This window comes from Ectopseudomonas composti (genome assembly GCF_001567565.1).
GTDB classification, from domain to species: domain Bacteria; phylum Pseudomonadota; class Gammaproteobacteria; order Pseudomonadales; family Pseudomonadaceae; genus Aquipseudomonas; species Aquipseudomonas composti_A.
Genome location: NZ_LSSW01000021.1, coordinates 174,358 through 188,728, shown reverse-complemented (window position 1 = coordinate 188,728; position 14,371 = coordinate 174,358). Strand labels below are relative to the sequence as shown.

The following is a 14,371-nucleotide window of genomic DNA, read 5'->3' as shown; positions in this document are numbered from 1 at the left end:
TCCAGGGCGACGCAGGTGTTGTGCTCTACTTGTCGATCCCACGACCTAAGCTCCACGACGAGATTCGCAGTGGTTGATTCATGATCCCCGGAGATCGCCCCTCATGAAACAAAGCTTGCCGCCGCTCAATTGGTTGCGGGCCTTCGAATCGGCGGCTCGCCACCTCAACTTCACACATGCCGCAGAAGAACTCAGCCTGACACAGGCTGCCGTGAGTCAGCAGGTCAAGGGGCTGGAGATGAGGCTGGGAGCGGCGCTGTTCAAGCGTCTGCCCAGAGGCCTGGAACTCAGCGAGGCAGGGCAGGCCTACCTGCCGGCGGTGCACGAAGCCATCGAGCGTCTGGCCGCTGCCACCGACGAGATATTTGGCCAGGGGCACCGCAAGGTGCTGACTGTGCGCGTCAATCTGGTGTTCTTCATCCACTGGCTGGCGATACGCTTGCCCGACTTTCGCAAGCAGCACCCGGATATCAACCTGCATGTCACCAGCAATATCTGGGTCGGCGACACCGATGTCGAGGCCGATCTGGAGATTCGCCATGGCCAGGGCAAGTGGGCAGGCCTGAAAGCCGATCGATTGACCTGGGACTCTCTGGTGCCGGTGTGCTCGCCCTCGTTGGCAACCGAGGCAAAGCCGCTTAACACGCCTGCCGATCTCGCCCACCACCAACTGCTGCATGTGCTGGGGTATGAAGAGGGTTGGGGCTACTGGTTGAAAAAGGCCGGGGCAGACCGCGTGGATTCATCCCAGGGGCTGCAGTTCGATACCCTGATCTCGGCGTTGAGGATGGCGGAGCTGGGCCAGGGAGTGGCCCTGGCGCGTTCTTCCCTGGTCGAGCATATGCTCTATCAGGGGGCCCTGATCGCACCCTTCGAGCAGCGCTTCACCACCCAGGAGGCCTTCTACCTGGTGTATTCCCCTCTTGCCACGGCCAACCCCCAGGCCGTGGCCTTTATCACCTGGCTGGTTGCCCAGGCTCAGGCCGGGCAGCCCGAGAACTGAGTTCCAGCTTTGGTCTCAGAGGCCCTGCCGGTTGGGCCTGCCCCAGTTTCATTCCTTGCCGTACTCGCGCCGGTTCCTGCCAGGGAGCCGGACGTCGAAGCCTGTCTATCCATAAGCAGACTTATTCAGCCATAAAAAAAACCATGTCATAGGGTTTTTTTTTATTGCTTTTCGCCTTCCCCCATTTTTCCCAAAGTAGCGCCCCAAGTCGTCTCCAAACCCCGAGGCAAGGCAGGGGCCAGGTGTACCGACGATTACTCACAACAACAAAAGCCCGTATTGCAGCGGGTCTTGTAAGCGATGGTGAATCATGGGACAGCTCAGTCAACTACCCCTCAACGGCGTCAAGGTTATCGACTTCGGTCAGTACATCGCCGGGCCAGCCGTGGCCATGATCCTCGCGGACCTCGGCGCCACGGTCATCCATATCGATCCCCCCAGCGGTCCATTGTGGGACAGCCCGGCCAACGCCGTGCTCAACCGGAACAAGCACTGCCTGCAACTTGACCTCAAATCTGCCCAAGGTCTGCAAGATGCCAAGGCGCTGATCGCCAGTGCCGACATCGTGATCGAGAACTTCCGTCCGGGCGTCATGCAGCGCCTGGGCCTGGATTTCGCTGAACTGCGCCGTCAGCGCCCCGAGCTGATCACCCTGTCCATTCCCGGCTTTGCCAGCAACGATGAGTTGCGCCGCGACTGGCGCGCCTTCGAGTCGATCATCGCCTCGGCATCTGGGGTGTTCACCGACATGGGCCAGAACCGCGTGCTGATGGGGATCAACCCGAGCTTCTCGCCGCTGCCGCTGGCTTCGTCCTACGGCACCATGCTGGCCGTGTCGGCCGTGGTGCTGGCCCTGCAAGCGCGGCAGCGCAGTGGCCTGGGCGATGAAATCGAGGTGCCGCTGGCTTCCGCCGTGATGGAGGGGCTGTCGTACAACTCGATCAAGATCGACGGTTATCCGCTGCGCTACAAGACGCTGCGCGAGAAGGAAATCGAGCGCCGTCGCGCCGAGAACCTGCCGATGAACCTCAGCTACGAGGATCTGCAGGAATATCTCGACCCGTTCTACCGCACTTACGAATGCGCCGATGGCCGCAAGTTCTACGCGGTTTGCCCCTCGCACCGTTCCCACGCCAAGCGTTGCCTGCAGGCCATGGGGCTGTATGAGGAAATGCTGGCGGCCGGCCTGCCCAAGGTCGACGACCCCTATCTGCCGCTGGAGCAGTGGGAGGGCGACGCGTCGCTGGGCGTCTATCCGCTGCCGGCGCATTGGGCCCAGCGTATTTCGGCGCGCATGAAAGAGGTGTTCCTCACCAAGACCGCCGCCGAATGGGAGAAGATTTTCGGCGAAGGCCAGTTCCCTGGTGCGCCGCATCGCTCCACGCAGGAATGGCTGCATGATGAGCATGCCAACACCGCCGGCCTGGTGGTCGAAGTCGATGATCCGCAATACGGCAAGATGAAGCAGCCGGGTGCGATCACCTGGCTGGAAGACAGCGCCGCCCTGATGCTGACACCCAGCCCGCGGCGTACGGTGAGTGTCAAAGAAGCCCTCGCCACGCTGGCCGAGTGCGCCTCGCCAGCGCTGCCGGCTCCGTCCGCAAAAGCCGCTGGCTGGCTAGAAGGCGTGCGTGTTCTCGATCTGACCAACGTGATCGCGGGGCCGCACTCGGCTTCGTTCCTCGGCCGTTTCGGCGCGGATGTGATCAAACTCGACCCGGCCAACCCCAACTACGACCCGTGGAACACTGTGGTTTTCGGCATGTCCTCGGCGCGCGGCAAGAAGAGCATTCTGGTCGACCTGAACAAGGCCGATGGCCGCGAGGTGTTCAACACCCTGGTGCGCTCGGTAGACGTCATCGTGATGAACGCGCCGGATCGCCAACTGGCGCCTCTGGGCCTCGACGAGGCCAGCCTGCAGGCAGTGAATCCGGGCGTGATCTTCTGCCAGCTGGACTGCTTCGGCGGCCCGCGTCGTGGCCCTCGCACCGACTATCTGGGCTATGACGACCTGATCCAGGCCACCACCGGCATCATGCTGCGTTTCGGCGGCGGTATGGAAACGCCGGAAGAGCACGCCCACGTCGGCACCATCGACGTGATGTGCGGCTTTGCCGCCGCCCTGGGGGTCGCTGCCGCGCTGTACCGCAAAGCGGCAACCGGTGAGGTCAGCCGCGCCCGCACCTCCCTGGCGTCGCTGGGCAACCTGGTGCAGATTCCGTTCTGCTTCGACTATGCCGGCAGGGATCCCTTCAATGAGCCCTCCGGCCGCGATGCCGTCGGCTACAGCGACCTGTCGCGTTTCTACCAGACCGCTGACCACTGGTTGTATCTGGACAGCAGTGAGCAGGAATTGGCGAGTCTGGAGCATGTATCTGGTCTGGCTGGCATCAGCGCCGCTGCCGACCGAGCTGCCTTCCTCAGCCAGGCATTGGCCTCGGAAACGGCCGCCACCTGGCAGCAGCGCCTGCACGCTGCCGGGGTCGCCGCAGTGGCGCCGGACAATCTCGACAGCCTGCGTCAGCGCTACAGCCGTCCGGCTGACGGCCGTCCCGGCACCGACAACGGCAGCTATTCGTTCAGCGTCTACGCCGATCACCCGAGTGGTCATTGCGTCACGCAGCTGGATCCCTATGCGATCCGTCCGCGCTGTGCCCCGATTCGTGCCCTGCCGCCGGCCGAGAAGTTCGGCGCCTCGACCCGCCGCGTACTGCAGGAGTTCGGCTACAGCCAAGCTCAGATCGACGCGCTGATCGAGGGCAACAGCATCAGCGAAAGCTGGAGTGAGGAGTATCTGCCGAGCTAACCGCCCGGTGTCAGCCGTCGCCCCGACATGCCTCTGCCAGGCATTGCGGGGCGATTCCCCCTGAAGCGACCTTATGAGACGCACCATGAATAACAAATACAAAAAAGCCACACCCGATGTTCATCGCCAGCTCTTTAACCGGCAGCGCTTTCGCGCTGAGTGATACGACGGATAACCCGCCACACGTTTCCGCGCATTACGGCTCACGCGGCTTTCCAAGCCAGCCGCTGTAGCCAGCCCATAAGAGGATTTAGCGATGAGCAACATCAATCACGGCTCTGCCCTGGACGGGCGAGTGTTCTGGCCCTCTATAGCGGTCATTCTCGGCGTCACCATTCCCCTGGCTCTGTTTCCTGAGTCCGGCAATCTGATCATCAAGCAGCTGTTCAACTTCGCCACCGGCAATTTCGGTTGGCTCTATCTGTTCGCGGGTCTTGGCACCGTGGTTTTTCTGCTGTGGCTTGCCCTGGGGCGCTACGGCAATGTTCGTCTCGGTCGTGCCGAGGATCTCCCGGAGTTTTCCTACTTCAGTTGGGTCGCCATGATTTTCTGCGGCGGCATCGGTATCGCCATCGCCAACTGGGCCTGGGTCGAGCCGATCTACTACTACGATGGCCCGCCCCGCGGTCTCGCCGCGCACGGCAAGGAGGCTGCCGAGTGGGCGCTGGCCTATGGGCAGTTCCACTGGGGCCTGACGCCCTGGGCCTTCTACTGCCTGCCGGCGATTCCGATCGCCTACTCGATGTACGTGCGTCGTCAGCCGGGTGTTCGCCTTTCGGTCGCCGCGCGCGGACTGCTGGGTGACAAGGCCAACGGCTGGCTGGGGATCCTGCTCGATACCGTGGTGGTGTTCGGCATCGTCGGTGGCGTCGGTACCTCGCTGGGCCTGGCCGTACCGCTGGTTTCGACCATGTCTTCGGACGTACTCGGCCTGCAACCCTCGTTCGCCTTCGACATGCTGATTCTAGGTCTGTGGACCGCGCTGTTCGGCATGAGCGTGTGGTTCGGCCTGAGCAAAGGCATCAAGATCCTCAGCGACATCAACGTCTATCTGGCGGTATTGCTGCTGCTGTTTGTCCTGGCCATTGGTCCGACCCTGTTCATCATCAACGGCTGGTCCAACAGCGTCGGCCTGATGATCAACAACTTCGTGCAGATGAGCCTGTGGACCGATCCGATCGCCAAAGGCAGCTTTCCCCAGGACTGGACCATCTTCTACTGGGCCTGGTGGATCGCCTATGCACCGATGATGGGGCTGTTCGTCGCGCGTATTTCCCGGGGTCGTACCATCCGCGAGCTGGTGTTCGCCGAGCTGATCTGGGGCAGCCTGGGTTGCTGGGTGTTCTTCGCCGTGTGGGGTGGCTATGCCCTCGACCTGCAGCTCTCTGGGGTTCTGGACGTTAGCGCCATTCTCAATCAGCAAGGTATTCCGGCGACCGTGCTGGCGATCCTGAAGACCATGCCGATGGCGAATCTGGTCATCATCACCTTCGTCCTGCTGTGCTTCATCTTCCTCGCCACCACCCTGGACTCGGCTGCGTACGTGCTGGCTTCGGTCACTTCGCGTGAGCTGTCCGGTTATGAGGAGCCACGTCGCTGGATTCGCATCACCTGGGCGCTGCTGCTGGCCGTCGTTGGCATCGGCCTGATCAAGGTGGGCGGGCTCAAGGCGGTGCAGACCTCCACCATTATCGTGGCGCTGCCATTGATTCCGGTGCTGGGCATCCTCGCCTGGTCGCTGTTGCGCATGCTCGAGCAGGACTTTGGCAAACGTCTGGGTTCGCCGATGCTCACCGTAGATGGTGCGGCGCCTTCCAGCCAGCCGGGGGCGGCCGTTGAAAGTCCTGGCTATGCCTATGGTGCAGCTCCCAACCCAGCGGCACCGATGAATTCCAACCAATAGCTACCTGCCGGGCGGCTTCGATACCCGGGCAGCGCCAACCATTTCTTCGACAACGCATGGGATGGCCTCGCGGCTTCCTCGAGGTCCTCTCATGCCCACCCAACGTGGAGTGCACATGACCAATCAAGTGATACTGCCCCGCATCATGCAGCTAGGTGCCGGTGCCAGCGAGGCCATCCCGAACGTGCTGAGCAGTCTTGGCTGTTCACGCCCGCTGCTGATTACCGACAAGATGATGGTTCAGCTCGGCTACGCAACGCGTATCCAGGACACCCTGGCCACCAGCGGGCTCAAGGCGGACATCTTCGCTGACACCGTTCCCGAGCCGACGGTCGCGTCGATCCAGGCCGGCGTGGACATGGCACGCGCCGGCGATTACGACAGCATCATCGCCCTGGGTGGTGGCAGCCCAATCGACAGCGCCAAGGCCATTGGCATCCTGGCCAAGCTGGGCGGGCAAATGCGCGACTACAAGTTCCCGCGTAACGTCACCGAGACCGGTCTGCCGATCATCGCGGTGCCGACCACCGCCGGAACCGGCTCGGAGGTGACCCGCTTCACCATCATCACCGACGAGCAGAACGACGAGAAAATGCTCTGCGTCGGCATCGGCTTCATGCCCGTCGCGGCGCTGGTCGACTACAGCCTGACCCTCAGCCTGCCGGCGCGTGTGACGGCCGACACCGGTCTCGATGCCCTGACTCACGCCATCGAGGCGTACGTCAGCCAGAAGGCCAACCTCTATAGCGACAGCCAGGCCCTGGCCGCCATGCGCCTGATCGGCCCGAATCTGCGCCGGGTCTACCACGACGGTTCCGATAAGGAAGCGCGCGAGGCCATGATGCTGGGCTCGACGCTCGCTGGCGTCGCTTTCTCCAGTGCCTCGGTGGCGCTGGTGCATGGCATGAGCCGTCCGATCGGGGCTTTCTTCCATGTGCCTCATGGCCTGTCCAACGCCATGCTGCTGCCCTGCGTGACGGCTTTCTCCATCCCTGCCGCTGCCGAACGCTACGCCGACTGCGCGCGGGCCATGGGGGTCGCCAGCGAACAGGACAGCACCGAGCAGGCCAACGCCAAGCTGCTCAGCGAACTGCAGGCCCTCAATGACGAGCTTAAGGTGCCGACACCGGCGCAGTTCGGCATCGACCGCGAACGTTTCTTCGAGCTGATGCCGACCATGGCGCAACAGGCGCTCGCCTCCGGCTCGCCGGGCAACAACCCGCGTGTGCCGACCGTCGAGCAAATGGTCGAGCTCTACAGCAGCCTTTGGTAACCCGTTCTTTTCAACATACAGGCAGCGGCCCCTTTGCCCTGCCGCCCATTTTCTAGGAGTCGCCCCATGAGCACAGTAGGACACCTGATCAACGGCCAGATCGTCAGCGACGCTGCTCGCCTGCAGGACGTGTACAACCCCTCCACCGGTGAAGTCAGCAAGCAAGTGGCGCTGGCTTCGGCCGCGACCGTCGAGCAGGCCATCGCTGCCGCCGAAGCCGCCTTCCCCGAGTGGCGCAACACGCCACCGATCAAGCGCGCACGGGTCATGTTCCGCTTCAAGGAACTGCTGGAGCAGAACGCCGAGCGCATTGCTCAGATGATCGGCGAAGAACACGGCAAGATTGCCCACGACGCGCTGGGTGAACTGCAGCGCGGCATCGAGAACGTCGAGTACGCCTGCGGTGCTCCCGAGCTGCTCAAGGGCGAGCACAGCAAGAACGTCGGCCCGAACATCGACTCCTGGAGCGAGTTCCAGCCGCTGGGCGTGGTGGCCGGGATCACCCCGTTCAACTTCCCGGCGATGGTACCGCTGTGGATGTTCCCGATGGCCATCGTCTGCGGTAACTGCTTTATCCTCAAACCGTCCGAGCGTGACCCCAGCTCCACCCTGTTCATTGCACAACTGCTGCATGAAGCCGGGCTGCCCAAGGGTGTGATGAACGTGGTCAACGGCGACAAGGAAGCGGTCGACGTGCTGCTGCGCGACGAGCGCATCCAGGCTGTCAGCTTCGTCGGCTCGACGCCGATCGCCGAGTACATCTACAAGACCGCCAATGCCAACGGCAAGCGCTGCCAGGCACTGGGTGGCGCCAAGAACCACGCCATCGTGATGCCCGATGCGGACATGGACAACGCCGTCAATCAGCTGCTGGGCGCGGCCTTCGGCTCCTCCGGCGAGCGCTGCATGGCGCTGTCCGTTGCCGTTGCAGTGGGCGATGCCGCGGCTGACGCGCTGATCGAGAAGATGCAGGCCGCCATGCAGTCGCTGAAAGTCGGTGCCTACTCGGACAAGAGCAACGATTTCGGCCCGGTGATTACCAAGGCCCATCAACAGAAGGTCGTTGGCTACATCAATAGTGCCGAAGAGCAGGGTGCGACCATCGTGGTCGACGGTCGCAAGCCGCAGGTCGCGGGCTACGAAAACGGCTTCTTCGTTGGCGGTACGCTGATCGACCGAGTGAGCCCGGAGATGCTCAGCTACAAGGAAGAGATCTTTGGTCCGGTACTGCAGGTGGTGCGGGTAGACAGCATGCAGGCCGCGATGGACCTGATCGATGCTCACGAATACGGCAACGGTACCTGCATCTTCACCCGTGATGGCGAAGCGGCTCGTTACTTCTCCGACAACATCAAGGTCGGCATGGTCGGCATCAACGTACCGCTGCCGGTGCCGGTGGCCTATCACAGCTTCGGCGGCTGGAAGCGTTCGCTGTTCGGTGACCTGCACGCCTACGGCCCGGATGCCGTGCGCTTCTACACCAAGCGCAAGACCGTGACTCAGCGCTGGCCGTCGGCCGGGGTGCGTGAGAGCGTTTCCTTCTCCATGCCGACGATGAAGTAATTCTGATCTGTCTTCACTGATACTGCGCCCTGGCAGTGGGCGCAGTACTCAACATGCTGCTAAGTTAAGGGAATCCTTACGAGGCCATAAAAATGAAGATTAGATCCAAGCTGCTGTTGAGTTTTATGGTGGCAACGCTGATCCCTGTGCTGATCGTTGCACTGCTGACCATTCGCAACGTTACAGAGCAGGCCAGAGAGAACTTTCTGGTATCCAGCAGCCTGGATATGAAACTGGTGAACAGCAGTTTCACCACCTTTTTCGATTCGGTGGGCCACACCGTTTCAGCCCTGGCGGAATATCCCGCCGTAAAAGACGCCAAGAACGGCGCACTGACTACCTACTTCGGCGAGGCCCGCAAGCCTGGCCAGGTCGCCACGTCCAAGGGCGGACGCGAGAAGCAGATCTTCGATTATTTTTCCAGCATCGGTAACAACAACCCCACGTTTGGCTACGTCTACATGAGCGATACCCAGGGCGGCTACGTGGAGTGGCCGGGTACCGGCGATTACGGTGACTGGGATCCGCGCAAGCGCGAGTGGTACACCAAGGGGCGCGACGCCAACTTCACCTTGGCTCGTCGCGATGGCTACTACTGGGAGCCTGATGACGCGGTTTACGTCTCGGTGCTCAAGGGCTTCAAGGACAATGCCGGGGAGTTTGCCGGGGTCGTCGCAGTCGACGTGTCGCTCAAGGCGCTGACGGATATGGCGCAGAAGGTGCGCTTCGGCGAGACCGGATTCCTGATGGTGGTGGAGGGCAGTGGCACCCTGCTGGTGGATGGTCATCAGCCGGAGAACAACTTCAAGAAGCTCAGCGAGCTGTCTGATGAGTACTTCGCCTCAATCGCCAAGACCGATAATGGCCTGGTCGAGGTGGACATCGGCGGCGTTCCATATATGGCCAATGTCTACAGCTCTCCTGAGCTGGGCTGGAAGTTCGTGGGCCTGAAGCAGGCTGACGAGGTTTATGCCAGCGCGCGTCATTTGACTTGGCTGACCCTTGCGGTATGCATCGTGCTGGTCTCGCTGTTCGGCGTTGCTGGGGTGATCATCGCCCGCCGTATCGTCAACCCGATCAACCTTGTCACGGATGGCTTGCGCGTCATCGCTCAGGGTGAGGGTGACCTGACTCGCCGCCTGGAACAGCTCAACGCGGATGAAACGGGAGAACTGGCCAGATGGTTCAACCAGTTCATCGAGTCGATCCAGAGCATGATCCGGGTGATCAAGGAAAACGCCATCAGGATGGATGGTGTCTCCAATGAAACCAACAAACGCACTACGGCCATGTCGGCCACGCTGCAGAGCCAGTTGAGTTCGGTGGAGCAGATCGTCACGGCAGTGACCGAGATGTCCTCGGCTGCCAATGAAGTGGCGAAAACCTGCGTGCAGACCGCCGACGTGTCGGAGCAGGGGCTGGCGGCCACGCGCAACGGCAAAGAGGTGATCGCGCGCAGCACCTCGGGGGTCAACAAGCTGGGCAGCAGTATCCAGCAATCCAGCAAGGTGATTCAGGAGCTGGAGAAGGAAACGGTCAATATCAACAACATCCTTTCGACCATCCAGCAGATCGCCGAGCAGACCAATCTGCTGGCGCTGAACGCGGCCATCGAAGCCGCTCGTGCTGGCGAGCAGGGACGGGGTTTTGCGGTGGTGGCCGATGAGGTGCGCAATCTGGCCAAGCGCACTCAGGACTCCACCGAGCAGATCAACAGCATCCTCAGCCTGCTGGTCAACCGCATCAAGGAAGTGACGGTGAGCATGGACCAGAGTCTGGTCGAGTCCGATAACGCTATCGTGCTCTCGAAGGATGTCATGGCCGCCTTCGAAAGCATCGAAGGCAAGGTGCAGATGATCCGCGACATGACCATGCAGATCGCCACTGCGACCGAGGAGCAACACCTAGTGACCGAGGAAATCAACCAGAACATCGTGACCATCAACGATGCAGTCACGCAGATCTCGGTTCAGGCGGGCGAGGTCGAGAGTTTTGCCGAGCAGCAGAGCGGCCTGAGCAGTGAACTGAAGCAGCTGGTGGTGCGTTTCCGTACGGATTGAGGCCAGGGCGTGCCGGGGCTAGCGTCGCGGCACCGTCCGGATCGCCAAGCGCTTACCCGGTCAGCTCGAAACGCTGCGCAAGTGGTGTTCCTCAGGGCGTAGCGTAAGCACGCGAACGCCGCCTCGGGTGACGGCCACGGTGTGTTCGAACTGCGCCGACAACTTGCCGTCTCGGGTCACCACCGTCCAGCCGTCGCGCAGTGTGCGCACCGCATTCTGGCCCTGGTTGAGCATCGGCTCGATGGTGAAGGTCATGCCTTCGCGCAGGGTCAGGCCGGTTCCGGGTTTACCCCAGTGCAGCACCTCGGGAGGCTCGTGCATTTCCCGGCCGATGCCGTGGCCGCAGTATTCGCGGACCACCGAGTAGCGATGGGCGCGGGCATGTTGTTCGATGGCATGGCCGATATCGCCGAGCCGAGCGCCGGGGCGCACGGCCTCGATGCCCTTGCACATCGCGTCGTAGGTGACCTGGACGAGCTGACGGGCCTGCTGCGAAACCTCGCCGATCAGGTAAGTCTTGCTCGAATCGGCGATATAGCCGTTCTTTTCCAGGGTGATATCGAAGTTCACCAGGTCGCCGCTGCACAGAATCTCGCTGGCGCTGGGCACGCCGTGACAAACCACCGCGTTGCGCGAGGTGTTCATCGAGTAGGCGAAACCATACTGGCCCTTGCTCGCCGGGCGCGCTTTCAGTTCGCCCACGATGTAGTTATCCACAAGGTCGTTGACCTGCAGGGTCGACAGGCCGAGCAGATCCAGCCGATCCAGGTAGCCGAACACGGATGCCAGCAACCTGCCGGCTTCCGCCATCAGGGTAATCTCCTCAGGTGTCTTGCTCATGAGGCGTCCGCCATGTGCGGTGGAACCATCACGCCGGCCGCACGCAGCTCGGCAGCCATCACCTCGTTGAAACTCAGGTTCGGGTTCATCTCGCAGAGCATGCCGATGCGAATCCAGAAACCCGCCTGGGCATTGATCGAGCGGCCGGACACGCCGCTCGCCCTGCGGATCTGATCGTGCAACTGATCATCGATGTTGACGATGCCCATGGCGCCTCCTCTTATATGGTTCGTATATGAAGCGTATAGATTTTGTGTGGTAATTTCACCTGCGCCATCGCGAACTGATGGTGGTCAGCGCTTATGAGGGCTCCGATCCCTTAAAATGGTTGGTGAATCCGTTGACTGACCCGGTCAGGTCGGCGGAGCGCAGGAGCATGCGGGTAGAGGAGAGAGGATGAATCGCGCAGATGTGAAACAGAGAACGGACGAAGGGGTGTTGTTCGATACCCAGGTCATGGTCAATCCGGCCAATACGGCGCAGTGGATCGTGTTCTTCAAGAAAGACGCCGGGCGCAGCTTCTTTCTGGTGGATGAGGCCGAACAGGTGGAGAGCTTCTCCGACCTGAACCAGCTGATGGTGGAGCTGAGGGCGTTGGGCATCAAGCGGGTCGAGGTGCAGCTCTGATCCACAGTTGCTAACAATTGGCGTGGATCATCTTGTGGATATCCTGGGTAAGGTCTTCTGTAGGCCTTGCCCGCTGAGGGTTACAGCGTTTTGTTCAATAATTGAACCCGATTCAGGGTGTATCCACAGGATGTTTGGATAAGTCGTTTTCAACCCTGTTGATAAGATTTGCCATGTCCCCTTCGCAGAATCATCCCAGTAGGCGCTCTAGGTTCTGGCGTTGAGCACTGGGGTTTCTGGCTCTTCGTGAGGGCTGGACAGCGTATGAACCTGGAGCAGTTCGCAAGAAGCTTGCCGTATCAGGTGCATACGACTTCCTGTTGTCCGGGTATTTCGAACAAGGCCTGACGCGGCGCCGCGAATAGGCTGAACGCCTCAGACCTTGCCTCCAGCCCAGGTCGACGCTTGATAGCGGACGTGCAATTCACGTTTTTTCGACAAGTGCTTCACTCTTTGCTGACAAGGCCCTCACTAGTCTGCGCGGCATGCTCCCTGGAGCTGTCGATCAACTGGCACAAGGCTGAAGATGTATGTCCGCGCTCCGCGCTCGAATTCACCCGGAATGGCTTGCCCCACTGGCTGCGGCGATATTGGTGCTGTTCTACAACCGACCGCTGTGGCAGCACCTGCAGCAAGTGCTCCATGGCACGACCGATGGCGGCGTGCTGGGGTTGGCCTTCGCTGCCATGCTCTGGGCGATCTTCTCCTTGGTCCTGCTGGCCTTTTCTTTCCGCCGCGTGCTCAAGCCGTTGTTGATGGTGCTGTTTATCGGCAGTGCAGTGACGCTGTATTTCATGAACGAGTATGGCGTGCTGCTCGATCGGGAAATGCTGCGCAATGTGGCCCAAACCGATGCCAACGAGGTGCGTGACCTGCTCTCCTGGCGATTGGCCGGTTACCTCCTGTTGTTTGGCGTACTGCCCTCGCTGCTGCTGTGGAAGCTGCCGCTGGCGCGCCGTACCACGCGCTGGCGCGGTCTGCTGAGCCGTCTGGCGATGGGCGTGGTGGCGCTGGCGGTGCTGCTCGGCGTGGCCTTGGCGCAATACCAGGGGCTGGCCTCGCTGTTGCGCAACCATCACGAGCTGCGTCTGCTGGCGGTGCCGAGCAACTACCTGTCGGCGAGCTATGGTTACTTGCGCGATAGCGTCGCCAGCGGCAACCAGCCGTGGCAAAAGATCGGCGAAGATGCCCAGCTCAATGCCGCCTGGAAGCAACATCGGCGCCCCTCGTTGACCGTGCTGGTGATCGGCGAGAGCGCGCGTGCCGACCATTTCGGCGTGCTTGGCTACTCGCGCGATACCACGCCGGAGCTGGCGCGCCAGGCTGACTTGCTGAGCTACCCGCAGGTGACCTCCTGTGGCACGGAAACGGCCGTATCCGTGCCCTGCATGTTCTCGCGCATGGCCCGCCACGATTACTCGGCCAGCGTCGCCGAGCATCAGGATGGCCTGCTCGATATCCTCCAGCGCAGCGGTCTGAAGGTCACCTGGCTGGACAACCAGTCCGGCTGCAAGGGCACCTGTGATCGTCTCGAGAACCGTAACCTGCGCGACAGCAAAGACCCGCAGTTCTGTAACGATGGCGAATGCCACGACGCGATTCTGGTCGATGGCCTGCAGCATTATCTGGATCAGCTGCAGGGCGATGCGGTGCTGGTGCTGCACCAGATGGGTAGCCACGGGCCGGATTACTACAAGCGTTATCCACAGGCGCTTCAGCGCTTCGAGCCGGTTTGCGCGAGCAATGCCCTCAACGACTGCTCGCAGCAGGACATCATCAACGCCTACGACAACACCATCGCTTACACCGACCACGTGCTGGCCGGCATGATCGATACGCTACGCGCCCACTCCGACACGCTCGATACGGCGTTCATCTACCTGTCCGACCATGGCGAGTCGCTGGGTGAGTTCAACCTCTACCTGCACGGTACGCCCTATGCGCTGGCGCCACCGGAGCAGACCCACGTGCCGATGCTGATGTGGTTCTCCAAGGGCTATCAACAGGACTTCGCGCTGGATCAGCAGTGCCTGCGTCAGGCCAGCAGCCAGGCGTATAGCCAGGACAATCTGTTTCACTCGATGCTCGGCCTGTTGCAGGTCGATACGCAGGAATATCAGCGCGGCTTGGATCTGTTCGCCAACTGTCGGAAGTAGTCTCAGGTGCCGCGCGGATATGCCGCTCAATGAATGAGGCCTGAGGTTGTTAACAAAGTGTGTGGATCATGCTGTGGGTATCTTGCGGGTAAAGCGCTGTAGCCCTTGAGTAGCGAGGGTTGTAGCGCTTTGATCAATAA

10 protein-coding genes are annotated in these 14,371 nt (G+C 61.4%); 8 read left to right on the top strand and 2 right to left on the bottom strand.

What is annotated here, in order from left to right; all coding sequences use genetic code 11:
- Window positions 1–103: 103 nt before the first annotated feature.
- The 6 genes from gcvA (at window position 104) to PCLY_RS08125 (ending at window position 10,608) form a co-directional block, all read left to right on the top strand.
- Entirely contained in the window at window positions 104–1,003 is a 900-nt protein-coding gene (gene gcvA / locus PCLY_RS08150) for a transcriptional regulator GcvA (RefSeq protein WP_061238790.1), read from the top strand.
- Between the two features lie 310 nt (window positions 1,004–1,313).
- Window positions 1,314–3,809 (top strand): CoA transferase, encoded by a 2,496-nt coding sequence (locus PCLY_RS08145; protein ID WP_061238789.1) that lies wholly within the window; start codon window positions 1,314–1,316, stop codon window positions 3,807–3,809.
- Window positions 3,810–4,065: 256 nt separating this feature from the next.
- Window positions 4,066–5,712, top strand: a complete 1,647-nt coding sequence (locus tag PCLY_RS08140; RefSeq protein WP_082768041.1) for a BCCT family transporter — start codon at window positions 4,066–4,068, stop codon at window positions 5,710–5,712.
- Window positions 5,713–5,827: 115 nt separating this feature from the next.
- A complete protein-coding gene (locus PCLY_RS08135) occupies window positions 5,828–6,985 on the top strand; it encodes an iron-containing alcohol dehydrogenase (protein ID WP_061238788.1) in 1,158 nt (385 codons plus the stop codon).
- Window positions 6,986–7,051: 66 nt separating this feature from the next.
- Entirely contained in the window at window positions 7,052–8,548 is a 1,497-nt protein-coding gene (locus tag PCLY_RS08130; protein WP_061238787.1) for a CoA-acylating methylmalonate-semialdehyde dehydrogenase, read from the top strand.
- A gap of 92 nt (window positions 8,549–8,640) precedes the next feature.
- The gene (locus tag PCLY_RS08125) at window positions 8,641–10,608 is read left to right on the top strand and encodes a methyl-accepting chemotaxis protein (protein ID WP_061238786.1); all 1,968 of its coding nucleotides are present in this window, start codon (window positions 8,641–8,643) and stop codon (window positions 10,606–10,608) included.
- A gap of 60 nt (window positions 10,609–10,668) precedes the next feature.
- Here the strand turns inward: PCLY_RS08125 and map are convergent, their stop codons facing one another.
- A complete protein-coding gene (gene map / locus PCLY_RS08120) occupies window positions 10,669–11,448 on the bottom strand; it encodes a type I methionyl aminopeptidase (RefSeq protein ID WP_061238785.1) in 780 nt (259 codons plus the stop codon).
- The gene (locus PCLY_RS08115) at window positions 11,445–11,657 is read right to left on the bottom strand and encodes a ParD-like family protein (protein WP_061238784.1); all 213 of its coding nucleotides are present in this window, start codon (window positions 11,655–11,657) and stop codon (window positions 11,445–11,447) included. The genes map and PCLY_RS08115 overlap by 4 nt, the downstream gene beginning before the upstream one ends.
- Before the next feature lie 187 nt (window positions 11,658–11,844).
- Between PCLY_RS08115 and PCLY_RS08110 the strand changes: the two genes are divergently transcribed.
- Complete coding sequence (locus PCLY_RS08110) at window positions 11,845–12,075, top strand: hypothetical protein (RefSeq protein ID WP_061238783.1); 231 nt, start codon at window positions 11,845–11,847, stop codon at window positions 12,073–12,075.
- A 530-nt stretch (window positions 12,076–12,605) separates the two neighbouring features.
- The gene (locus tag PCLY_RS08105; RefSeq protein ID WP_061238782.1) at window positions 12,606–14,231 is read left to right on the top strand and encodes a phosphoethanolamine transferase; all 1,626 of its coding nucleotides are present in this window, start codon (window positions 12,606–12,608) and stop codon (window positions 14,229–14,231) included.
- Window positions 14,232–14,371: the final 140 nt, after the last annotated feature.

Coding starts and splice junctions, on each gene's coding strand:
- PCLY_RS08130 (WP_061238787.1), top strand. CDS start 7,052: ATGAGCACAGTAGGACACCTGATCAACGGCCAGATCGTCAGCGACGCT.
- map (WP_061238785.1), bottom strand. CDS start 11,448: ATGAGCAAGACACCTGAGGAGATTACCCTGATGGCGGAAGCCGGCAGG.
- PCLY_RS08110 (WP_061238783.1), top strand. CDS start 11,845: ATGAATCGCGCAGATGTGAAACAGAGAACGGACGAAGGGGTGTTGTTC.
- PCLY_RS08115 (WP_061238784.1), bottom strand. CDS start 11,657: ATGGGCATCGTCAACATCGATGATCAGTTGCACGATCAGATCCGCAGG.
- PCLY_RS08135 (WP_061238788.1), top strand. CDS start 5,828: ATGACCAATCAAGTGATACTGCCCCGCATCATGCAGCTAGGTGCCGGT.
- PCLY_RS08125 (WP_061238786.1), top strand. CDS start 8,641: ATGAAGATTAGATCCAAGCTGCTGTTGAGTTTTATGGTGGCAACGCTG.
- PCLY_RS08105 (WP_061238782.1), top strand. CDS start 12,606: ATGTCCGCGCTCCGCGCTCGAATTCACCCGGAATGGCTTGCCCCACTG.
- PCLY_RS08140 (WP_082768041.1), top strand. CDS start 4,066: ATGAGCAACATCAATCACGGCTCTGCCCTGGACGGGCGAGTGTTCTGG.
- PCLY_RS08145 (WP_061238789.1), top strand. CDS start 1,314: ATGGGACAGCTCAGTCAACTACCCCTCAACGGCGTCAAGGTTATCGAC.
- gcvA (WP_061238790.1), top strand. CDS start 104: ATGAAACAAAGCTTGCCGCCGCTCAATTGGTTGCGGGCCTTCGAATCG.